Genomic DNA, 22,407 nt, shown 5'->3' with positions numbered 1-22,407 from the left:
GTTTTTTGCATAGATTATTCCGAGGTATTTCCTGCCGGCACGAGGATTTCGCGATTGCCGTTCGATTGCATGGTCGATACCAGACCGCTCTGCTCCATCTGCTCCAGCAGACGCGCCGCGCGGTTGTAGCCGATGCGCAAGTGACGCTGCACCAGAGAAATCGATGCCCGGCGGTTCTTCAGTACGACAGCGACGGCCTGATCGTAGAGCTCATCGCCTTCACTGCCACCCGCAGCGCCGCCTCCGACAGCCCCTTCGGCATCGTCGGCAACGCCTCCTTCTAGGATGCCCTCGATGTAATTCGGTTCCCCCTGCTCTTTCAGATGATCCACCACGCGATGGACTTCTTCATCTGAAACAAAGGCGCCATGCACGCGGATCGGCAGCCCGGTACCCGGCGGCATGTACAGCATGTCGCCCATGCCAAGCAGCGCTTCGGCTCCCATCTGGTCGAGAATCGTGCGCGAGTCGATCTTGCTGCTGACCTGGAAGGCGATCCGCGTCGGCACGTTGGCTTTGATCAGGCCGGTGATGACGTCGACCGAAGGACGCTGCGTGGCGAGGATCAGGTGAATACCGGCGGCGCGCGCCTTTTGCGCGATGCGGGCGATCAGCTCTTCCACCTTCTTGCCGACCACCATCATCAGGTCGGCCAGTTCGTCGATGATGATGACGATGGTTTCGAGCTGCTCCAGCGGCTCCGGCGCGTCCGGCGTCAGGCTGAACGGATTCGGAATCTTCTCGCCGCGCTTTTCGGCATCGGCGATCTTCTGGTTGTAGCCCGCCAGATTACGCACGCCCAGCTTGGACATGCGCTTGTAGCGGCGTTCCATCTCGGCCACGGCCCAGTTCAGCGCATGGCCGGCCTGACGCATGTCGGTCACGACCGGCGCCAGCAGATGCGGGATACCCTCATAGATGGACAACTCCAGCATCTTCGGATCGATCAGGATCAGACGCACTTGCTTCGGCGTCGACTTGTACAGCAGCGACAGAATCGTGGCGTTGATACCGACCGATTTACCGGAGCCAGTGGTACCTGCAACCAGCAAGTGCGGCATCTTGGCGAGGTCGGCCACCACCGGATTGCCGGCGATGTCTTTACCGAGTGCCACGGTCAGGCTGGAATGGCTGTCGTTGTAGACCTTGGAGCCGAGAATCTCGGTCAGGCGCACGATCTGGCGCTTGGGGTTCGGCAACTCCAGACCCATGAAATTCTTGCCCTGGATGACTTCCACCACCCGGATCGAGGTCAGCGACAGCGAACGCGCCAGATCGCGCGCGAGGCCGACGATCTGGCTGCCCTTGACGCCGGTGGCGGGTTCGATTTCGTAACGCGTGATGACGGGACCGGGATAAGCTGCGACGACCTTCACTTCGACGCCGAAGTCGGAGAGTTTCTTCTCGATCAGGCGGCTGGTGAATTCCAGCGTTTCGACAGTGACGGTCTGCTGCGCAGGCGGCGCTTCGTCCAGCAGCGACAGTGGCGGCAAGGTGGAATCGATGTCCTGGAACAAACTGGTCTGACGTTCTTTCTCGATACGCTCCGACTTCGGCACCGCCACGACTTGCGGCTCGATGCGGATCGGTGGAGCTTCATCGATCTTGGCGCGTTCCTGCACCACGACTTCTTCGCGTTTGACGGCGGCAACGTGCCCGACCTTGCGGTCTTCACGCGCAGAATAAAAATTGCGGATCCAGAAAATGCCGTCCTCGATGGCGCCACCGATGCGCTCCACCGTGGCCAGCCAGGACACGTGGAAAAACAGGCTGAAGCCCAGGCCGAACAATAGCAGCAGCAACAGTGTCGCGCCGGTAAAGCCCAGCGACGATTGCGCTGCGCTGCCGATCATCTCACCCAGCACGCCACCAGGCGCACGCGGCATCGGCGTTTTCATGGAATACATGCGCATGTATTCGATACCGAGACTGCCGGCCAGCAGGAACACAAAGCCGATGGCGCGGATCAGGCCTTCCTGATGATGTTCAGGTTCGGCCTGTTTCTGTACCAGAAACCGGTTCGCCAGATGCCGGTAACTGCGCCAGATGGAATGCGCCAATAACACGCACCACCACCACGCCGATATGCCGAAGATGTACAGCATCAGATCCGCCAGCCAGGCGCCGATGCGGCCGCCCCAATTGTGCAGGTGCGGCACGGTATTGGCCACCGACCAGCCGGGGTCATTGCGCGAATAAGTCAGCAGGATGATGGCAAGGTAGGCAAGCAAGGTCGCCATCGCCAGCCAGCGTGCTTCGTAGAGCAGGCGTACCAGCCTGCTGGGCAGCGGCGGCGCTTCGGCGGCTTTGGTGGTGCGGGTGTAGGCTTGGCTGGTTTTGGTCATAAATCTTTATCTGGCGCACTTCAAGAACTAAGCCGACATTGTAACGGCGATTGCCTGTCAGAAAACCGGCAAGCGGAAATCGCCTGGCATTTGCACCGCTGCGCCCCTATTGATCGGATAGCGTAATTCCATCAGGCCGGTCCGGCGGTTCGTCTATAATCTTAACCGTTTTGCAGCGCAATATAGGGTAAACGGCAACATAAGCCGGATAAGCCGCTTAAGGCCACCATCACCGGCTGCGCGCATGCATTGAAATTCAGCAGACCGGCATCATGTGCGCTAAGTACCTATGCTGCTGCACCCACTTCTGTTCAGTTCACTAAGAGTATTTTATGACCACGTCCAAACACGCCAAGGTTTTGATTCTCGGTTCCGGCCCTGCCGGCTACAGCGCCGCCGTCTATGCTGCGCGCGCCAACCTCAATCCGGTGCTGATCACCGGCGTCGAGCAAGGCGGCCAACTGATGACTACCACCGACGTCGAAAACTGGCCGGGCGACCCGATGGGCGTGCAAGGTCCGGAACTGATGCAACGCTTGCTGCAACATGCAGAACGTTTCAATACTGAAATCATTTTCGACCACATCCACACCACCAAATTGTCGGAAAAGCCATTCCGCCTGATCGGCGACTCCGGCGAGTACACCTGCGACGCGCTGATCATCGCCACCGGCGCCTCGGCGCAATACCTTGGCCTGCCTTCGGAAGAAGCCTTCATGGGCAAGGGCGTGTCGGCCTGCGCGACCTGCGACGGTTTCTTCTATCGCGGCAAGGAAGTCGCCGTGGTCGGCGGCGGCAATACCGCCGTGGAAGAAGCGCTTTATCTGTCGAACATCGCCAGCAAGGTCACCATCATCCATCGCCGCGACAAGTTCCGCGCCGAGCCTATCCTGATCGACCGCCTGCTGCACAAAGTCACCGAAGGCAAGATCGACATCAAATGGCACCACACTCTCGATGAAGTCATCGGCGACGACAGCGGCGTGACCGGCATCAAGATCAAGTCGACGCAAGACGGCAGCGTCACGCCGATCACTTTGCACGGCCTGTTCATTGCCATCGGCCACAAGCCGAACACCGGCATTTTCGATGGCCAGCTCGACATGCATAACGGCTACATCAAGACCCGCACCGGTCTCGAAGGCTTCGCCACCGCCACCAGCATCAACGGCGTGTTCGCCGCCGGCGACGTGCAGGACCATATCTACCGCCAGGCCATCACCAGCGCCGGCACCGGCTGTATGGCTGCACTGGATGCCCAGCGTTATCTGGAAGGTCTGGAGTAACATCGGCGGTGCTCTCCCGCGATCTTGTTTAGCGTGGGAGAGCATGTTCATCTCTCACCGGTTCGCGAATCATGGCGACTATCAAGGATTTTTCCGCGCTCAAGTCGTTGCGCAAGGATCTCAAGGCGCAGGAAGAAGCTCGCCTGGCCGCTGAGCGGCAGCGTATCGCCGACGAAAAACGCCTGCGCGAAGAAGCCGACATTTTCCGCAACAGCATCGGCAAGGTAGCGCCGTTGCGCAACAACGACAAAGCCACGCTCATGCCGCCGCAACCGTTGCCGATTGCGCGCCAGCACATCGCCGACGAACAGGCCGCGCTGATGGAGTCGCTGTCCGACGAATTCACTTTCGATACTCTGCTCAACAGCGATGAAAACCTGAGCTTCGCCCGTCCCGGCGTGGGCAGCGACGTACTCAGCAAACTGCGCCGCGGCCATTGGGTGATCCAGAATCAACTCGACCTGCACGGCTTGCGCCGCGACGAAGCACGGGAAGCACTCGGCGAATTCCTGCGTCAGGCGCGCCGCCGCGGCCAGCGCTGCGTGCGCATCATCCACGGCAAGGGATTGGGTTCGGTTAACAAGGAACCCGTCTTGAAACAAAAAGTCCGCAACTGGCTGGCGCAAAAGGATGAAGTCATCGCCTTCTGCCAGGCGCGCCCGGCCGACGGCGGTTCAGGTGCGCTGGTCGTGCTGCTGCAATCGAGTACGCCTACTAACGTAGGATAAAGGCAATCAACGCCTGGGACACTCAGCGTATTTTCAGTATTTCCGCCAGCCAGTCGACGAAAGCCCGCACGCGCGGCGACAAGTGCCGGTTGTGCGAATACACGATCGACACCGGCATTGGCGGCGGCTTGAATGCCGGCAGCACTTCCTCCAACACGCCCTGCTCCAGCAAATCTTCCACGCCGAAGCGCGGCGCCTGCACGATGCCCAGGCCCGCCAGACAGCACGCCATGTACGCTTCAGAACTGGCAACCGACACCTGCCCTTGCAGCTTCAATGTTTTGAGCTCGCCATTCTGCATGTATTCCCACGGTAAATCGCGACCGGTGCGGCTGGAGAAATAGTTAATCATGGTGTGCTTATCCAGCTCCGCCAGCGTGCGCGGACGGCCATGGCGATCCAGATAGTCTCTGGACGCATAGGTAATCTGCTCCATCGCACCGATACTGCGCGCGATCAGCGTCGAGTCGCTGAGGATGCCGACACGCACCACGCAATCCACGCCCTCGCCGACCAGATCGACGAAGCGGTCGCTGGCGTTGAGTTTCAGGCGAATATCCGGATAACGGGCAAAGAATGACGGTAATTGCGGAATCACCACCTTGTGCGCCAAACGTTCCGGCAAGTCTACGCGCACAATGCCTTGCGGCTGCTCGCGGTCGAAGAGATTCTCCACATCCTGAAATTCCGCGAGCAGACGCTGGCAGCGCTCCAGATAAGCAGCGCCATCGTCAGTCAGCGTCACTTTGCGCGTAGTCCGCTGCAGCAGGCGCACGCCGACGCGCTTCTCCACGGACTGGATCGCATTGGTCACGGTCGCTGCCGGCAATCCCATCTGCTCGGCGGTCTTGCTGAAGCTCCCCAGTTCGGCGACGCGCACGAATACTTCCATTGCCTGAAGACGGTCCATTTTTATAATTATCCATTTTCGAATAAAGAAATCATTTTAACGCTATTTATTCGAATAAAAATAAGCCCAATAATATGATCCAAGCGCAAAGGCCTGCTGACAGGCAAACGCACCATCTTATTGACTGGAAGGAAACATCATGGAAAAACGCACCCTCGGCCGTAACGGCCTGGTCTCATCGGCAATCGGCCTCGGCTGCATGGGCATGTCCGATCTGTACGGCCCAGCCAACGAGCAAGACGGCATCGCCACCATCCACGCCGCGCTGGAAGCCGGCGTCACGCTGCTCGACACCGGCGACTTCTACGGCATGGGCCACAATGAAATGCTGATTCGCGATGCGCTGCGCAGTGCAGGAAGCAAGCGCGACAGTGCGCTCATCAGCGTCAAGTTCGGCGCCATGCGTGACGCCGCCGGCAACTGGGTCGGCATGGACAACCGTCCGGCAGCGGTCAAGAATTTCCTGGCGTATACGCTGCGCCGCCTCGGCACCGACCACATCGATATCTACCGTCCTGCGCGTCTCGATCCCAACGTGCCGATTGAGGAAACTGTCGGCGCCATTGCCGAAGAAGTCAAAGCAGGCCGCGTGCGTCATATCGGTTTGTCCGAAGTCGGCGCCGATACTCTGCGCCGCGCTCACGCCGTGCATCCCATCGCCGACCTGCAGATAGAGTATTCGCTGATCTCGCGCGGCATTGAAAAAGACATCCTGCCGACCTGCCGCGAACTGGGCATCGGCATTACAGCCTACGGGGTGCTGTCGCGCGGCCTGATCAGCGGTCACTGGGATCCGTCGCGTCAACTGGCGGCCAACGACTTCCGCAGCACCAACCCGCGCTTTTCCGGCGACAACCTCGCGCACAATCTGTCGCTGATCGACGTATTGCGCGCCGTCGCCGCCGGCAAGCAAGCCACGCCGGCGCAGGTCGCCATCGCCTGGGTGCTGGCGCAAGGGAGCGACATCGTGCCGCTGGTCGGTGCGCGCCGTCCGGAACGCCTGGCTGAGTCGCTGGGTGCGTTAAACCTCAAACTGACGGCACAGGATCTGGCGCAAATCGAAGCAGCCATTCCGGCCGGCGCCGCAGCGGGTGATCGCTACGCCGCCTACGCGATGGCGCATCTGGACAGCGAGAAATAACAAGCAAGACACGCCTGCCATGGGGTCCGGCCGGATCAGAACAGATTGAACTGGCCGGACAGCGACGCCCTCGGCGGACGCGCGGGAGGAACGAATTGCGACGCATCAAGCATGTCGAACCACCCACGCTGATGCATGGCGCTGCGCTGCACCGCCTTGTCGAAACGCTGGCGAATCAGATCTGCCCACACGCCCTCGCCACGCATGCGGGTGGCAAAATCCGAATCATTGTCCTTGCCGCCGCGCATCTCGCGGATGCGATTCATCACACGATTGGCGCGCTCGGGAAAATGCGTCAGCAACCATTGCTGAAACAGCGGATTGACTTCCCACGGCAAACGCAGCACGGTGTATCCCGCGCGGTGTGCGCCTGCCTCGGCAGCGGCGGCGAGGATGCTTTCCAGCTCCGGCTCATTGATGAAAGGGATGATGGGCGCGATGCTGACGCTGACCGGAATGCCCGCATCAGCCAGCGTTCTGATCACGCGCAGACGCCGTGTCGGCGTCGCCGCCCGCGGTTCCAGCTTGCGCGCCAACGCCGGATCGAGCGTGGCAATCGTCACTGCGGCGATCACCTGGCGTCGCGATGCCATGGCGGCAAGAATGTCGATGTCGCGCTCTATCAATGACGACTTGGTGATCAGCGCCGCCGGATGACGACATTCGTCGAGGACCTGCAGCACGCGACGCGTGATCTGCAACTCGCGCTCGCAAGGTTGATAGGCATCCGTATTGATGCCGACTGTAATGGTCTCGGCAACGTAAGATGGTTTCGCCAATTCTTTGCGCAGCAGTTCCGGCGCATTCACCTTCGCGAAAATCCGGCTCTCGAAATCCAGCCCCGGCGACAAACCCAGATAGGCATGCGTCGGACGGGCAAAACAATACACGCAACCGTGCTCACAGCCACGATAAGGATTGAGCGATACATTGAATGGAAGATCGGGAGACTTGTTTCGGCTGATAATGGACTTGGCGATTTCTTCCGTGACGATGGTGCGCAACGCACCGGGTTCGCCGTCCTCGCCATCATCCTCGCCGGATCCCCAACCATCATCGAACCCGACGCGCTGCTCCGACTCATACCTCCCCTGGATATTGCTGACGGCGCCGCGCCCCTTGCGAGCATCGAACACCTGCGAAAACGTGTCGCCGGCGCTCTCCAGGGTACGTACCGTCTGCAGCGGCACGGGTCGGTAAGTTGACTTTGCCATGGCAATCCTTCAAGATTTTATACTGTATAAATATACAGTATATCGCATCGAAGAAATGCCATCTTCTGTTTAATCGTATTCAGTTCAGAAAGCGTGCGCCGCTCGTCATGGTAGCCATGTCCACATAGGAGGAAGCATTGTGATTATTCGGGGAAAAATTGATGACGTAGCCGCCGCCGCTGTAATTGCGCGCATTGATGCTTTCCAGGGCCCGGATCAGTTTTTCGCGGGTGAGATCGCGCTGCGCCCGCCGCAGGCCTTCCACCAGGACCCGCGCAGCGATATATCCTTCAAGACTGCTGAACGTCAAGTCTTCATAGCCGGCGTCTGACATGGACTTGCGGTACTCCGCCACCAGCGGCATCGAAACGCGCCAGGGAAAAGGAACCACCTGCGTCACCAGAATGCCGCGTGCAAGATCGCCTAATTCCTGAGCAAGCGCCTTCTGGCCGACAAAGGAGGTGCCGAAGAATTGCCCCAGATATCCTTTACCGCGCAAAGCGCGGACGATACGCGCACTGGCGACGTAGTTCCCACTGAGCAGCATCACCACCTCACTACGTGCGGCCAGTACCTTGTCGACGACCGGCTCGACATTCTGGCCGTCGACATCGATGTCAATGCTGGTCAGATCGATCGCTTCGGTCCGTGCTTTGTCTTCCGCCGTCTGCTTGATCGAGACCCCGTACCGATCTTGCTGGTATACCAGCACACATCTGCGCAAGCCCATGCCGCTCAGGTTGTGCAAGGCGTAAGCGTACTCTTCACCATAACTGGCGCGCAGCGTGAAGATGTAGCGATTGAAGGGCGTGTAGAGCGCAGTTCCGCCGGTCAGCGGTGCAAAAAAAGGAATCCGGGCTTTGGTAGCGATAGGCACTGCGGCCTGGCTAGACGGCAAGCCGACGAAGCCAAACAAGGCGAACACCTTGTCGCTTTCAATGAATTGGCGGGTATTGTAGGCAGCCAAAGAGGCAGTGTACTTGTCGTCGCGCGTGATCAGCTCGATGCGACGTCCATATACGCCACCCTGCTTGTTGATCTTGTCGAAGTACACCCTGGCGCCGATGAGCAGTTGCCGCGACATTTGCGCCGTCGGCCCGGACAATCCGGCGGACTGCCCCAGCAGAATACGAGTATTGGTGACACCCGTTTCGGCATGTACCGGAGAGAGGAGCCACGCTAACAGCATCGGAAGAATTCGAAACAACCAGCCTCGATGCCGTTCCTGCATACGCCCTCCCCTTCATGGTTTAGACCGCTTCCGCTCCTGTCTCACCGGTACGGATGCGGATGACTTGCTCAACTTCCTGCACAAAAATCTTGCCGTCGCCGATCTTGCCGGTGCGCGCCGCCTTGATGATGGCGTCAACGACAGGTTCGACCACGCTGTTGTCGACGACAACTTCGATTTTGACCTTGGGCAGGAAATCGACCACATATTCTGCGCCGCGATACAGCTCAGTGTGGCCCTTCTGACGGCCGAAACCCTTGACTTCAGTCACGGTCAGGCCCGTGACGCCGACTTCAGCCAGCGACTCGCGCACTTCGTCCAGCTTGAACGGTTTGATGATAGCAGTGACTTGCTTCATGACAACTCCCTCCTTATAAAATGTCGCAAAAAATCAAATTAAATCTATCAATGTTTTCAGAATACACACTTCAAAGCGCGCCCTGAAATACCTCGCATTGAAATGCCAATTACTCACGAAACCTCGATGTGATCGGATAGCGCCAGTCGCGCCCGAAGGCGCGATGCGTCACGCGAATACCGACCGGCGCCTGGCGGCGCTTGTATTCGTTGATCTTGATCAGACGCGTGATGCGTTCAATATCTTCCATACGATAACCGGCTGCTTCGATTTCGCCAATGCTGCGGTTTTCTTCCATGTACATTTGCATGATGCCATCGAGCACTTCGTAAGGCGGCAACGAATCCTGGTCCTTCTGATCGGGACGCAGCTCGGCCGAAGGCGGACGCGTCAGGATGCGCTCCGGGATCACCGGCGAGACGCTGTTGCGATAGGCGCACAGACGATAAACCAGCGTCTTGGCGATATCCTTGATCACGGCGAAACCGCCGGCCATATCGCCGTACAGCGTGCAATAGCCAACCGCCATCTCGCTCTTGTTGCCGGTGGTGAGAACGATGGAGCCGTACTTGTTGGACATCGCCATCAGCAGCGTGCCGCGAATGCGCGCCTGGATGTTTTCTTCGGTCGTGTCTTCTTTGCGTCCCTTGAACTCTTCGGCCAAAGTATTGCGGAAAGCCGTAAAACAATCATTAATGGAAATCTCGTCGTAACGCACCTTGATGCGCTCGACCATATCGCGCGAATCGAGCCAGGAAATATCAGCCGTGTAAGGCGACGGCATCATGATCGCGCGCACCTTGTCTGCGCCCAGCGCGTCGACCGCGATGGCTAGCGTCAGCGCGGAATCGACGCCGCCCGACAAACCGATCAGCACGCTCGGGAAACCGTTCTTGCTGACATAGTCGCGCACGCCCAGCACCAATGCCTGATAGACCTGCGCCTCGATGGACAATGCAGGCGCCATCTTCGGGTTACGGATCTGCACGCCGTCGAATTCGATCAGTTGCAAATCTTCTTCCGCGTGCGCCAGGCTCGCGACCAGCTCGCCGGCGATGTCCATGGCGAAGGAATTGCCGTCGAAAATCAGTTCATCCTGTCCGCCCACCAGATTGGCGAACACCAGCGGCATGCCTTGCCTGGTGACATTGGCGCGCATCACGTCCAGGCGCAGCAATTGCTTGTTCATGTGGTACGGCGAACCGTTCAGGATCAGCAATACCTGTGCGCCGGCCTGCTTTGCCAGCGCGGGTGCGCGCGGGAACCAGGTGTCTTCGCAGATGTTGATGCCGAATTTAGTACCTTTGACGTCAAAGACGACGGCCTGTTCCGACGAGGTAAAGTAGCGTTTTTCGTCGAAGACGCTGTCGTTCGGCAATTCCAGTTTGCTATAGGTGACGGTGATCTGACCGTTGAGCAGAACCGAGGCGGAGTTGAAACGTGCACCATCTTTGAGCGTCGGATGGCCGACGACGACGTGCACGTCTCTCAGCGTCGCCAGATCGGCGGCGAGCGCCTGCAACGCTTCTTCGGTTTTTGCGTAGAATGCCTGGCGCAGCAAGAGATCTTCCGGTGGGTAGCCCACCAGCGACAATTCAGGCGTAAGGACGATATCGGCACCCTGCTCGGCGGCACGACGCGAAAATTCGGCGATTTTGTTGCGATTGCCCGAAATATCCCCAACTGTACTGTTGATCTGGGCGATGGCGACTTTGACTGACATGATGGCAGGTAAGAATGAGTAAGAAAATGACGACGATGAAGACCAAAGGCGGAACACCGATGCCAGGGAGCTGCACGCAGTGAACGCGAAAGTCCATTATCGCACGCGAATCATTTCTTCTCTGGCTGAAATTGGCCAAAGCCCGTGGGATTCGCTGGTCGCCGCGCAGCCGGATGCAACGCCTTTTTTGTCTTATGCCTTCCTGCATGCGCTGCATGAAAGCGGCTCCGCCGCCAAGGAATCCGGCTGGGAACCGCAATACCTGACGCTTTGGCAAGACGATCAGCTCAAGGCGGCGATACCGCTTTATCTGAAATATCACTCCTATGGCGAGTATGTATTCGACTGGGCCTGGGCCGAAGCATACGAGCGCCACGGCTTGCCGTATTACCCCAAGCTGTTATCCGCGATTCCGTTTACACCGGTGACCGGCGGACGTTTGCTCGCCCATGACGACATCGCCCGCCAAGCGCTGGTGCAGGCCCTGAGCGAATTGCAAAGCGCCGCCCAGACATCCTCGACGCACATCCTCTACCCGCCCGAAGCGGAAGCCCAGACCCTGGCACAAGCCGGCTTCATGCTTCGCAGCGGCGTGCAATTCCATTGGCATAACGAAGGTTATCGCGACTTCGACGAATTCCTGTCGACGCTGGAACGCAAGAAGCGCAAGAATATTCTCGCGGAACGGCGCAAGGTCGCCGAGGCAGGCGTGACTTTCCGCCATCTCGGCGGTGCCGAAGCGACGGAAAAGGACTGGCGCTTTTTCCACCGCTGCTATCGCCACACCTATTCGGCTCATTACTCCACGCCTTATCTCAATCTGGATTTTTTCCTGCGCATCGCCGCCGACATGCCGCAACACCTGCTATTGACGATCGCTTACCGCGACGGCAAGGCCATTGCCTCGTCGCTGGTCGTGCATGATCAGCAATCGCTATATGGTCGCTACTGGGGCGCCCTCGAAGAAGTACCTTGCCTGCATTTCGAAACCGCCTACTACCAGCCGCTGGAATTCTGCATCGCCAACAAGATCGCCTGGTTCGAAGGCGGCGCGCAAGGTGAGCATAAAATGGCGCGCGGATTCCTCCCGCAAAAAACCTGGTCGGCGCACTGGTTGGCGCACCCCTCGTTTGCCGATGCGGTGGAACGCTTCCTCGAACGCGAAGGCGGCGGCATCAATGACTACCTGAGCGAACTCAACGAGCGCAATCCGTTTCGCACTTCAGCGCCAAGCTGATTCGCCCAGTGCTGACGATATGGACGTAAAAAAGCGCACCCTTGAGTGCGCTTTTTTATCGGCAAGGCAAGATTACTTGGCTTGTTGCTTCTTGAAGGCTTCGACGCCTGCCAGGATTTCGGCCTTGGCGGATTCAGGACCTTCCCAACCATCGATCTTGACCCACTTGCCCTTTTCCAGATCCTTGTAGTGCTCAAAGAAATGCTGGATCTGCTTCAGGCGCAGTTCGTTCATGTCTTCCGGTTTTTGCCAGTGGGTGTAAATCGGCAGCACCTTGTCGACCGGCACGGCCAGCAGCTTGGCGTCCACGCCGGATTCATCGGTCATCTTCAGCACGCCGATAGGACGGCAGCGCACCACGACGCCTGGGAACAGCGGGAACGGGGTAATCACCAGCACATCGACCGGGTCGCCGTCTTCCGACAGTGTTTGCGGGATGTAGCCGTAGTTGCACGGATAGTGCATGGCGGTGCCCATGAAGCGATCAACGAAAATCGCGCCGGTATCCTTATCCACTTCGTACTTGATCGGATCGGCGTTCATCGGGATCTCGATGATCACATTGAAGTCGTTAGGCAGGTCGCGGCCGGACGGGACGTTATTCAGGCTCATGGTGCTTTCTCGTAAGGAAATGAAGAAATGGGGAAAGCCGAGATTATAACGGCATTCAGATCATCAGCCCGAACATCCGGCCCGAATATGCGCGCTCTTGAAGCCCGGCAATAAAAATCGCCGCTGGATCCCTGGCGGGACGCAGCGGCGATTTTGTACAACCGTCAATGCCGAATTTTAGCGAATGGCCGTGGCCAATGCACATTGCTTGTAATGCGCTGCCGCCTGTTCGTGCTGATCCAGCGCATCGTGCAATTGCGCCAGGCTCAGATGCGATTCACGCACCGTGCGTGGCTCCAGTGCGTCGGACAAAGCCTGTTCCAGATGACGCTGCGCTTTCCCCCAGAGCTTCTGGCGCAGGCAGAACATGCCCAGCGTCAGTGCCAGTTCGGCATCGGTAGGACGCTTCGCCAGCCAGGATTCGCAACGCTCGATCTGCGCCAGCAAAGCCGGCGAACCCGCTTCTGCCGTCGACTCGCGATAAGCGCGGATCAGACGGTCATCCCAATCGGCGGCCAGTGCACGCTCCAGCAAGGTGCGCGCTTCGTCGTGCAAGCTGCGGCTGCTGAATGCCTGTGCAGCACGTGCAGCGATGAAAGGTTTGAGGCGATCTGCGTTCGGTACTTCTGCCCACAGACGGCGGATCGATTCGGCGTCGTGCGAACGGTCCGACAGCAAAGCGTCGTAAGACATTTCGCGCAGACGGTTGGACAAGGCCGGATGCAACGCATTGCGCTTGTCCAGCGTCTGCACCAGACGCAGTACTTCCGGCCAGTTCTTGGCTTGCTGGTTGGCCTTGAGCGCCCATTGCAGCGCCTGGATGTGGCGCGTGCCGTTGGCGTTGAGTTCTTCGACGGTTTCCAGTGCAGCTTTGAACTGATGGTCGTCGACCAGCAATTCAAGGCTGGTCATCAGACGCGCAGCCTTGAGTCCGTTGTCGCCGTCGGTGCTGGCCAGCCAGATGTCGCGACGCTCGGTCTGCCGCATGCGATGCGCGGCGCGGGCGCCGACCAGAGCAGCGATGCCGGCGTTTTCCGGCAATTCGGCGGCGCGCGTGGCAGCTTTCTCTGCGTGGCCGAAGCGGCCTTCAAAGAACGCTTTCAGAGAGTCGCGCAAAGCCTTGTTGCCTTCGTTTTCACGCTTCTGGCGGCGATAAGCGATCACGCGGCCCGGCAGTTTCTGCGTCAGGCGCACGGCGCGGATCAACACGTATAAGGCGATGAAAAGGACAACGACTGCCAACAAGAAGAAGTTCAGCGACAGATCAACCCGGTATGGCGGATAAAACAGCACCACATTGCCGGGATTGAAGCGTGCCACTACCGCCAGGCCGATGGCGGAGGCAAACAGGGTAAGAAGCCAGAGGAGAATTCGCATATAACTGTTAGGCCGCTTTAATTGACACGCCGGCTTTTGTAATTACGCACCGCGTTGATGCTTTCGCTGAGCGTCGGCATCTGGATCGACAGGTTGCTGCCCTGTACTTGCTTCAACAGCGCCTGCGTGGTCTGGACCTGCTTGGCGCGGGTGTCGAAGTACTTGGCAATCGTGTCCTGTGCTGCGCTGAGGTCATTGCGGAAGGCAAATTCGTTGCGCGACAACAGCGCCAGACGCGCATTGAGCAAGCGCAGCTTGAGATTTTCGCGTGCGTAGTAAGCCTGTGTCGGCGACAGCAGCAGTGCGTCAGGCGTATCGACGCTGCGGATGCGGACCAGTTGCTTCAACTCGGTCCACATTTCCGAACTGAGGCTTTGCCATTTGTCCTGGGCGTTGGCCAGCCAGTCGTTCGCCGGCGCAGCGTCGGCGGACTGAGCTTTGCCGTTTGGCTTGGCAGCGCTGGTGGCCTTCGGCGCCGGGCGAACAGGCTGTTTCTTCGGTTCAGTCACGGAGACCACCGGCTTCTCATCCGACAGCAAAGGCATGCCGTCGATCTGGCCGATGACGCTGTCCAGGCGCACGGCGATGCCCGGCACGTCAACGGTCGGCAAGGCTTTCAGACGGTCCTGGTCGCGCGCGATGGCGCGGCGGATGGCGATGAATTGCGGTTTGTCCGAGCGCGACAGGCTCTTGTCGGCGTTGCCGAGCGCGATCAGTGCGCCCTGCACGTTGCCGGCCAGTTCCAGCTGCTGGCTTGCTGTCGACAACACTTCTTCGATTTCGGACAAGGCCCAGTCATCGCGATTCTTGGAGAGATCCTGATACAGCTGTTCCAGCGCCAGTTGCTGGCTTTGCGATTCAGCCTGTTTGCTGTCGAGGACACTGACCTTGGCCTGCAATTCTTTAGTGCTTTCCTGCACGGTCTTCAACACGCCTTTGACTTCGGTGTTGGCGACATCGCCGGTTTGCAGACGGCGCGCGACCTCTTCCCGCAGGCTGCGAATTTCGGAATGCGACATCCACCACTGCGCCACCAGCACAAGCGCCAGGACGACAACGAGGAAAGTCAGCAGCCGCAGGCGTTTTTTCAGCACGCCGTTGTCCGATGGTGTGAAGGAAGGGAGCACCATGCTCGCCTGCAGTCCGGGATCCGCTTTCGCGTCCGGCTGGTTCTGGTCGGGGGAGGATTGCAGTTCGTTCATGGTCGGGATTGTAACGCGGCAAGCAGTCGTTCGTCGCCTGATCCGGTCATGGTCACATGGGAGAAAGCCAGCGATCGCGCTGTTTCAGCGATCCTCTGGTGCGAAACGATCATTTTGTTACGTTGCAGTTTTACCACACACTCGGCGCCGAGTACATCCGTCGTGATCTGCAACAGGTTGCGCAATGCTTCGGAACTGGTAACGATCCATTCGCTGTCGGCGTCAATCAGAGCGCGCAATTGAGCGATCTTTGCCGCGTCCATCTGCGGCGTCAGACGTTCGTACGCGGTGACATGCTCCACCGACACCTGTTCGGCGCGCAGCATGTCGGTCAAAAAATCGCGCCCCGCCTGACCGCGCACGATCAGCACGCGTTTGCCGCGCAAAGCGTCGAGGTCGAGCGCCTTGAACAATTCTTCCGAATCCATCCGTTCGCTGTTGCGCGGCGCGTAGATCGTCGCATTGCCGTCATCGACACCATGGCGCTGCAGCGCCAGCCGGCTGCCTTCGCCGACGATGCCGATGGCGACATTTGTCGGCCAGACCTGAACGAAACGGAACGCCGCATCGATCGCATTCGGGCTCACGAACACGACCAGCGCGTAGTGATTCAGGGTGGACAAGACCGCTTGCAGTTCCCCGGCTTCAGCGACCGGGGCAATCTCCAGCAAAGGAAAAATCACTGCTTCGCGCCCCAACGCCGCAACCTGGACCGCAAAGGCCCGTGCCTGCGCCAACGGACGCGTGATGATTACCGGCCTGGAACCGAGGTCCGCCACAGCGCTCCTTTCAGAGTTGGATTCAGAGATCGGCTAAGGAATAGATTCTGAGATCGGGTAAGTCCGGATGACTATTCCGCCCCGGCCGATTCGGCCTTGCACGCAGCCAAAATAGCTTCTGCACCCTGCGCTTGCAAGAGATCTGCGACTTGTTTGCCCAGCGCTTGCGGCGCATCGGCCGAACCGCTGGCCTCGGCGGCGGCAATCTGTTTGCCGTCGGGCGTGGCGACCATCGCGCGCATGTGCATGCTGTCGCCGTCAATCGTGGCGAAAGCCGCCAGCGGGATCTGGCAGCTGCCGCCAAAGGTGCGCGACAAAGTGCGCTCCGCCGTCACTGCGCGGTCGGTCGACAGATCATTGATCGGCGCCAGTACGCGCTGCAGGTCGGTGCGGTCGGCCAGGATTTCGATCGCCATCGCGCCCTGCCCCGGCGCCGGCAGACTTTGTTCGGGAGGAATCGCCGAGCGGATGCGCGACTCCAGGCCGAGGCGTTTCAGGCCGGCGACAGCGAGGATGATGGCGGCATAGTCGCCGCGGTCGAGCTTGCCCAGACGCGTGTCGAGATTGCCGCGCAAGGGCTTGATGACCAGATGCGGATAACGCGCAGCGATCAAGGCCTGGCGGCGCAGGCTGCTGGTGCCGACCACGGCGCCTTCGGGCAGGTCATCCAGTCCGGCATGGTCGTTGGAGACGAAGGCGTCGCGCGGATCTTCGCGCTCCAGAATGCCGCCCAGCACAAAACCCTCCGGCAGCTCCATCGGTACATCCTTGAGCGAATGCACTGCCATATCAGCGCGGCCCTCAGCCATGGCGACTTCCAGCTCCTTGACGAACAGCCCCTTGCCGCCGACTTTGGACAAGGTGCGATCGAGGATCTGATCGCCGCGCGTGGTCATTCCGAGGATAGTTATGCTGCACTGCGGATATAATGCTGCCAACCGGTCGCGTACATGCTCGGCTTGCCACATGGCGAGGCGGCTTTCGCGCGAAGCGATGACCAGCTTGGAGGGAGGAAATTCTTTCAAGAGGGCTCTTCCGGTAGTCGCCGAGTCATCTGTGAAGGTGCCCGGCGCATAAAAAATATAAAAATAGTGGAGGCAAACAAGTGAGCCAAATTCTAGCACGCAGCACCACTGACAGTTCGACCAGCACGCCCGACTTTCTCCTCTGAAAACCGTAGCAATTGTTGATCATGCCAACCAAACCACAAACTAAAACTTCTGCTCGCAACACCCCCGGCTCCACCGAAAAACGCCCCGTCAAGTCCGCAGACAAGGACGCTCCGCTCAAAGAAGACATCCGCCTGCTCGGCCGTCTGCTTGGCGAAGTGCTGCGCGATCAGGAAGGCGACGCCGTTTTCGAAGTGGTCGAAACCATACGCCAGACCGCCGTGCGATTTCGCCGCGAATCGGACGCCAAGGCCGGCGCCGAACTCGACAAGCTGCTCAAGAAACTGACCCGCGACCAGACCAACTCAGTGGTGCGCGCGTTCTCGTACTTTTCGCACCTTGCCAATATTGCGGAAGACCAGCACCACAACCGCCGCCGCCGCGCCCACTTGCTGGCAGGTTCGGCGCCGCAGCCGAGCAGCGTGGCCTATGCGCTGTCGCGCCTTGACAATGCGGGCGTGTCCGGCAACACCGTGCGCAACTTCCTGTCGGAATCGCTGATCTCGCCGGTGCTGACCGCCCACCCGACGGAAGTGCAGCGCAAGAGCATTCTCGATGCAGAGCGCGAAATCGCCCGCCTGCTGGCGCTGCGCGATCATCCGCTCACCCCCAAGGAACTGCGCGACAACACCGAACTGCTGCGCGCGCGCATCGCGACGCTGTGGCAAACCCGCATGCTGCGCTATACCAAGCTGACGGTTGCCGACGAAATCGAAAACGCGTTGTCTTATTACCGCATCACCTTCCTGCGTGAACTGCCGGCGCTGTACGACGACATCGAAGAAGAAATCAATGCGCAGTTTCCGTCACGCGCGCGTTCACGCACCACGCCGGCGGAACTCCCGCCTTTCGTGCAGATGGGCAGCTGGATCGGCGGCGACCGCGACGGCAATCCCAACGTCAACGCCGGCACCATGCAGCGCGCGCTGCAACGCCAGTCGACCACGATCTTCGATTTCTACCTCGACGAAGTCCACGCGCTCGGCGCCGAACTGTCGATCTCGACCCTGATGGTCGACGCCAGCGCTGAATTGCTGACGCTGGCCGACACCTCGCCCGACACATCCAACCATCGCGCCGACGAACCTTACCGGCGCGCGTTGATCGGCGTGTATGCGCGTCTGGCGGCGACGGCCCGCAATCTCGGCGTGGTCAACATCCTGCGCCAGGAAGTCGGCGCCGCTGCGCATTACGATGCGCCGGAAGAATGCATCAAGGAACTGCAGGTCCTGATCGATTCGCTCAACGCCAATCACGGCAGCGCACTGGTCAAGCCACGTCTGGCGGTGCTGAAGCGTTCGATTGAAATCTTCGGCTTCCACCTCGCCACGCTGGACATGCGTCAAAGCTCCGACGTGCACGAGCGCGTACTCGGCGAACTGTTCGCCAGCGCGCAAGTGGAGACCTCTTATGCCAGCCTCAGCGAAGAAAAGAAGATTGCACTGCTGCTGGCCGAGCTCTCCAAGCCACGCCTGCTGTATTCGCCCTACCTGACGTATTCCGACGAAACCAATTCCGAGCTGACCATCCTGCGCACTGCCCGTGAGATCCGCCAACGCTACGGCGCACGCGCGATCCGCAACTACATCATCTCGCATACGGAGACAGCATCCGACTTGCTGGAAGTGCTATTGCTGCAAAAGGAAACCGGCCTGCTGCATGCCGACGCCAAGGATCCGTCCAAGCTGGTGGAACTCGAACTGATGGTGATCCCGTTGTTCGAAACCATTCCAGACTTGCGCTGCGCCGCCGACATCATGGAGCAATGGCTGTCGTTTCCGCTGGTGGCGCCGCTGATCGCCAAGCAAGGCAAGCTGCAGGAAGTCATGCTGGGTTATTCCGACTCCAACAAGGATGGTGGCTTCCTCACCTCCAACTGGGAATTGTACAAATCCGAAAACCGTCTGGTGGAATTGTTCAACCGCGCCGGCGTCAAGCTGCGCCTGTTCCATGGCCGTGGCGGCACCGTCGGTCGCGGCGGCGGCCCGAGCTATCAAGCCATCCTGGCGCAACCGCCGGGCACGGTCAACGGCCAGATCCGTCTGACCGAACAAGGTGAAATCATTGCGTCCAAATTCTCCAATCCCGAGATCGGCCGCCGCAATCTGGAACTGCTGGTTGCCGCGACGCTGGAAGCCAGCCTCATGCCGGAAACCACCGACGCCAAGGAAACCCGCAAGCTGGCCGAGTTCGAACGCGTGATGGAAGACTTGTCGGAGCGTGCCTACCAGGCCTACCGCAATCTGGTCTACGAAACACCGGGCTTCACCGACTACTTCTTCGCGGCGACGCCGATTGCGGAGATCGCAGAACTCAACATCGGTTCGCGCCCTGCTTCGCGTAAATCGACGCGCCGCATCGAAGACCTGCGCGCGATTCCATGGGGCTTCTCGTGGGGTCAATGCCGCTTGCTGTTCCCGGGCTGGTATGGCTTCGGCAGCGCGGTGTCGGGCTGGTTGCAGGAAGGCGGCGCCAAAGAAAGCGCCAGGAAACTGGCGACACTGCGCGCCATGTGCAAGGAATGGCCGTTCTTCGCCGCTCTGCTGTCGAACATGGACATGGTCTTGTCCAAGACCGATCTGGCCGTGGCCTCGCGCTACGCCGGGCTGGTGGCCGATCGCAAGCTGCGCACCGCGATCTTCGGACGCATCGTCAGCGAGCATGAGCGCACCAGCCAGCTGCTCAGCTCGATCACCGGCAACAAGGACCGCCTGGCCGGCAATCCGTTGCTGGCGCGTTCGATCAAAAACCGCTTCGCCTATCTCGATCCGCTGAATCACTTGCAGGTCGAGCTGATCAAGCGCCATCGCAGCACGGCCGCAGCAGGCAAGAAGGTCGAGGAACGCGTGCAGCGCGGCATCCACCTGACTATCAACGGCGTGGCGGCCGGTTTGCGCAATACAGGCTGATGTAAGAGCTGATGCCGTAAGTTGTTCCGTGCGTACACCGGCCTGCAGCGCGCCGGTGTACGCGATCACTATCGTGATCCGCCATACCCGTTTCGCTTCCTGCGATCCATCAGGAAAAACACGATAGCAAGTTTCGGAGTGTCCGGGCATCATTCTCCTCCGAGAATGATGTCCCTCCTCTTTCTCCTCTCGAATGCCGATGAAACCCGCCGACCTGCTTCGCCTGTTCATCTTGTCCGCCATCTGGGGCGCAAGCTTTTTGTTCATGCGCATCGCAGTGCCGGAAATGGGCGCCTTGAATACGGCGTTCTTCAGAGTGTTGTTCGGGGCGTTGGGCCTGCTGCTCATCCTTGCAGTACTGCGCGTAAAATATCGGTTTCAGGGAAAATTGCGTGCAGCGATGATGCTGGGCGCCATCAATTCCGGCATTCCGTTCGTGCTGTACAGCGTGGCCGCGAAGGTATTGCCGGCGGGATATTCTGCGATTCTGAATGCGACGACGCCTTTGATGGGTGTGGTCATCGGGGCGTTATTTTTCGGTGACAAACTGACCGGCCGCAAAGTGGCAGGTGTGGCGCTCGGCCTGGCAGGCGTTATCGTGCTGACAAGGACCGGCCCGGTGGCTTTCGATACGGCGACCGTTTTCGGTGCGCTGGCGTGCTTGCTGGCCACCAGCTGTTATGGCCTCGCCGGATTTCTGACCAAGCGCTGGATCACTGATCGCGGCGGACTGGACAGCAAACTGGTTGCATTTGGCAGCCAGTTGGGCGCGGTTGCGCTGCTGTTGCCGTTTTTTGCCATCACGACAAGCACCGTGGGCAGCCCGTTTCATGGCAGCGCTGGTACGTGGTTTGCTTTGCTGGCATTGGGATTTGTGTGTTCGGCGCTGGCCTACATTTTATTTTTCCGATTAATTGCCGATATAGGACCAGTGAAGTCGTTAACCGTTACTTTTTTGATACCGCTATTCGGTGTCTTGTGGGGTTGGCTGTTTCTCAATGAACAATTGTCCTGGGCCTACGCTGTGGGAGGCGTATTGATCGGGGCGGCGTTGCTGCTGGTGCTGAAGCCGGCAACAACGGGAAAGTGACATCAGCAGCAACAGCAGTATCCAGGCAAAACAGAATCGACAGCACACCAACGTCGTCCTGACGGCTAGCCGGCAGGCAGACCGACGGTTGCACACACAAATATTTGGGGAAGTTCACCATGCGTATCTGGGGCAAAACTATCGCATCGCTCTGTCTGACAGGGCTGTGCACACAATTCGCTGCTGTTGCCGTCGCGGCAACGCCGGCCGCCAAAACACCGCCGCTGCCGCCGTTGCGCACCGAGCGCGTCTTTCTGACCAGCGTCGAATCGCCAGGCGGCAAAGCGACGGCCTTGTTCGGGTTCTGGTTCAAGGGCAAAGGCAAGTCGGACAAGAAACCGACTATCATCGCCATGCACGGCTGCGGCGGCCTCTACAGCAGCGTCAATAAAGAGAAAATCGAATTCACGCCGCGCCACATCGCGATGGCGCGCGCACTGACCGACGCCGGCTACAACGTGCTGTTCCCGGACAGCTTCACGCCGCGCGGCCGCCGTTCGATCTGCCAGGAAAGCCTGGCTCAGCGCGAAGCCAGCAGCGCCAATCGCCGTTTCGACGTACAGATCGCCATGCGCTGGCTCGCCACGCAGGACGACGTCGACTACGCACGCGTCGGCATGGTCGGCTGGTCGCACGGCGCCACGACCATTCTCGCATCGCTGAATCTGGCGCAGACCGACGTCGCCGTGCGCAAGGTCCAACCCAAAGCCGCCGTTGCCTTCTACCCGACCTGCACTCCCTTCGCCGGCAGCCGTACTCCTTACAAGCCGGCAGCGCCGATGCTGATTCTGATGGGAGAGAACGACGACTGGACGCCGCCGGAAGCCTGCGAATCGCTGGAAAAGAAAGTGGCAGGCAGCGACACGGACATCACCTTGCGCCTCTATCCGGACACCTACCATGACTTCGATGCGCCTGGCCTGCCCATCCACGTTCGCATGGATATCCCCGGCGTCGGCAAACGCGGCGAAGGCGTCACCAGCGGCGGCAATGCCGACTCGCGCGCGGAAGCCTATCGCGAGATGCTGAAGTTTCTGAAAGACAAGCTGGAATAAGCCAAGGCTGACACCATGAAAAAAAGCGGATGAGGCGCAAG

Annotated in this window: 18 protein-coding genes; 7 read left to right on the top strand and 11 right to left on the bottom strand. The window is 59.5% G+C overall.

Features of this window, described 5'->3' with window-relative positions; all coding sequences use genetic code 11:
• Window positions 1–14: 14 nt before the first annotated feature.
• Window positions 15–2,345, bottom strand: a complete 2,331-nt coding sequence (locus AC1RN6_RS09260; RefSeq protein ID WP_493004826.1) for a DNA translocase FtsK — start codon at window positions 2,343–2,345, stop codon at window positions 15–17.
• A 332-nt stretch (window positions 2,346–2,677) separates the two neighbouring features.
• Here AC1RN6_RS09260 and trxB point away from each other — a divergent pair, with 332 nt between their 5' ends.
• On the top strand, window positions 2,678–3,631 hold the full coding sequence (gene trxB / locus AC1RN6_RS09255; protein ID WP_094564740.1) for a thioredoxin-disulfide reductase: 954 nt from the start codon (window positions 2,678–2,680) through the stop codon (window positions 3,629–3,631).
• Between the two features lie 71 nt (window positions 3,632–3,702).
• Window positions 3,703–4,359: a Smr/MutS family protein gene (locus AC1RN6_RS09250; RefSeq protein WP_493004824.1), complete on the top strand. Its 657-nt coding sequence runs from the start codon at window positions 3,703–3,705 to the stop codon at window positions 4,357–4,359.
• Window positions 4,360–4,381: 22 nt separating this feature from the next.
• Here AC1RN6_RS09250 and AC1RN6_RS09245 read toward each other — a convergent pair whose 3' ends face one another.
• A complete protein-coding gene (locus AC1RN6_RS09245) occupies window positions 4,382–5,269 on the bottom strand; it encodes a LysR family transcriptional regulator (RefSeq protein WP_493004822.1) in 888 nt (295 codons plus the stop codon).
• Window positions 5,270–5,408: 139 nt separating this feature from the next.
• Here AC1RN6_RS09245 and AC1RN6_RS09240 point away from each other — a divergent pair, with 139 nt between their 5' ends.
• The gene (locus tag AC1RN6_RS09240) at window positions 5,409–6,410 is read left to right on the top strand and encodes an aldo/keto reductase (protein WP_493004820.1); all 1,002 of its coding nucleotides are present in this window, start codon (window positions 5,409–5,411) and stop codon (window positions 6,408–6,410) included.
• Between the two features lie 35 nt (window positions 6,411–6,445).
• Here the strand turns inward: AC1RN6_RS09240 and AC1RN6_RS09235 are convergent, their stop codons facing one another.
• The 4 genes from AC1RN6_RS09235 to AC1RN6_RS09220 form a co-directional block, all read right to left on the bottom strand.
• Window positions 6,446–7,624 carry a PA0069 family radical SAM protein gene (locus AC1RN6_RS09235; RefSeq protein ID WP_493004819.1) on the bottom strand — a complete coding sequence of 393 codons (1,179 nt, stop codon included), beginning with the start codon at window positions 7,622–7,624 and terminating at the stop codon, window positions 6,446–6,448.
• 79 nt (window positions 7,625–7,703) lie between these two features.
• Window positions 7,704–8,855, bottom strand: a complete 1,152-nt coding sequence (locus tag AC1RN6_RS09230) for an ABC transporter substrate-binding protein (RefSeq protein WP_493004817.1) — start codon at window positions 8,853–8,855, stop codon at window positions 7,704–7,706.
• Window positions 8,856–8,874: 19 nt separating this feature from the next.
• On the bottom strand, window positions 8,875–9,213 hold the full coding sequence (locus AC1RN6_RS09225) for a P-II family nitrogen regulator (RefSeq protein ID WP_007881397.1): 339 nt from the start codon (window positions 9,211–9,213) through the stop codon (window positions 8,875–8,877).
• A gap of 109 nt (window positions 9,214–9,322) precedes the next feature.
• Entirely contained in the window at window positions 9,323–10,936 is a 1,614-nt protein-coding gene (locus AC1RN6_RS09220) for an NAD+ synthase (RefSeq protein WP_493004815.1), read from the bottom strand.
• A gap of 79 nt (window positions 10,937–11,015) precedes the next feature.
• On the opposite strand from AC1RN6_RS09220, the gene AC1RN6_RS09215 reads away from it, so the two are divergent.
• The gene (locus AC1RN6_RS09215; protein ID WP_493004814.1) at window positions 11,016–12,173 is read left to right on the top strand and encodes a GNAT family N-acetyltransferase; all 1,158 of its coding nucleotides are present in this window, start codon (window positions 11,016–11,018) and stop codon (window positions 12,171–12,173) included.
• A 72-nt stretch (window positions 12,174–12,245) separates the two neighbouring features.
• On the opposite strand, the gene ppa is transcribed toward AC1RN6_RS09215, so the two are convergent.
• The 5 genes from ppa to hemC form a co-directional block, all read right to left on the bottom strand.
• Window positions 12,246–12,785 carry an inorganic diphosphatase gene (gene ppa / locus AC1RN6_RS09210; RefSeq protein WP_050476660.1) on the bottom strand — a complete coding sequence of 180 codons (540 nt, stop codon included), beginning with the start codon at window positions 12,783–12,785 and terminating at the stop codon, window positions 12,246–12,248.
• A 177-nt stretch (window positions 12,786–12,962) separates the two neighbouring features.
• Complete coding sequence (locus AC1RN6_RS09205; RefSeq protein WP_493004811.1) at window positions 12,963–14,162, bottom strand: heme biosynthesis protein HemY; 1,200 nt, start codon at window positions 14,160–14,162, stop codon at window positions 12,963–12,965.
• Window positions 14,163–14,179: 17 nt separating this feature from the next.
• Window positions 14,180–15,364, bottom strand: coding sequence for a uroporphyrinogen-III C-methyltransferase (locus AC1RN6_RS09200; protein WP_493004810.1), 1,185 nt, complete (start codon window positions 15,362–15,364; stop codon window positions 14,180–14,182).
• Entirely contained in the window at window positions 15,361–16,143 is a 783-nt protein-coding gene (locus AC1RN6_RS09195; RefSeq protein ID WP_493004808.1) for a uroporphyrinogen-III synthase, read from the bottom strand. Before AC1RN6_RS09195 ends, AC1RN6_RS09200 begins: the two co-directional genes overlap by 4 nt.
• A 71-nt stretch (window positions 16,144–16,214) precedes the next feature.
• Complete coding sequence (gene hemC / locus AC1RN6_RS09190) at window positions 16,215–17,168, bottom strand: hydroxymethylbilane synthase (RefSeq protein ID WP_493004806.1); 954 nt, start codon at window positions 17,166–17,168, stop codon at window positions 16,215–16,217.
• Between the two features lie 167 nt (window positions 17,169–17,335).
• On the opposite strand from hemC, the gene ppc reads away from it, so the two are divergent.
• The 3 genes from ppc (at window position 17,336) to AC1RN6_RS09175 (ending at window position 22,366) form a co-directional block, all read left to right on the top strand.
• A complete protein-coding gene (ppc, locus tag AC1RN6_RS09185; protein ID WP_493004805.1) occupies window positions 17,336–20,221 on the top strand; it encodes a phosphoenolpyruvate carboxylase in 2,886 nt (961 codons plus the stop codon).
• Between the two features lie 199 nt (window positions 20,222–20,420).
• Window positions 20,421–21,311, top strand: coding sequence for a DMT family transporter (locus AC1RN6_RS09180; protein ID WP_493004803.1), 891 nt, complete (start codon window positions 20,421–20,423; stop codon window positions 21,309–21,311).
• A 119-nt stretch (window positions 21,312–21,430) separates the two neighbouring features.
• Window positions 21,431–22,366: a dienelactone hydrolase family protein gene (locus tag AC1RN6_RS09175; RefSeq protein WP_493004801.1), complete on the top strand. Its 936-nt coding sequence runs from the start codon at window positions 21,431–21,433 to the stop codon at window positions 22,364–22,366.
• Window positions 22,367–22,407: the final 41 nt, after the last annotated feature.

It is taken from the genome of Herbaspirillum sp. GW822-FHT03A08, assembly GCF_058801885.1.
Note: the sequence above shows the minus strand (reverse complement) of the source record. Positions and strands in the feature narration are given on the sequence as shown.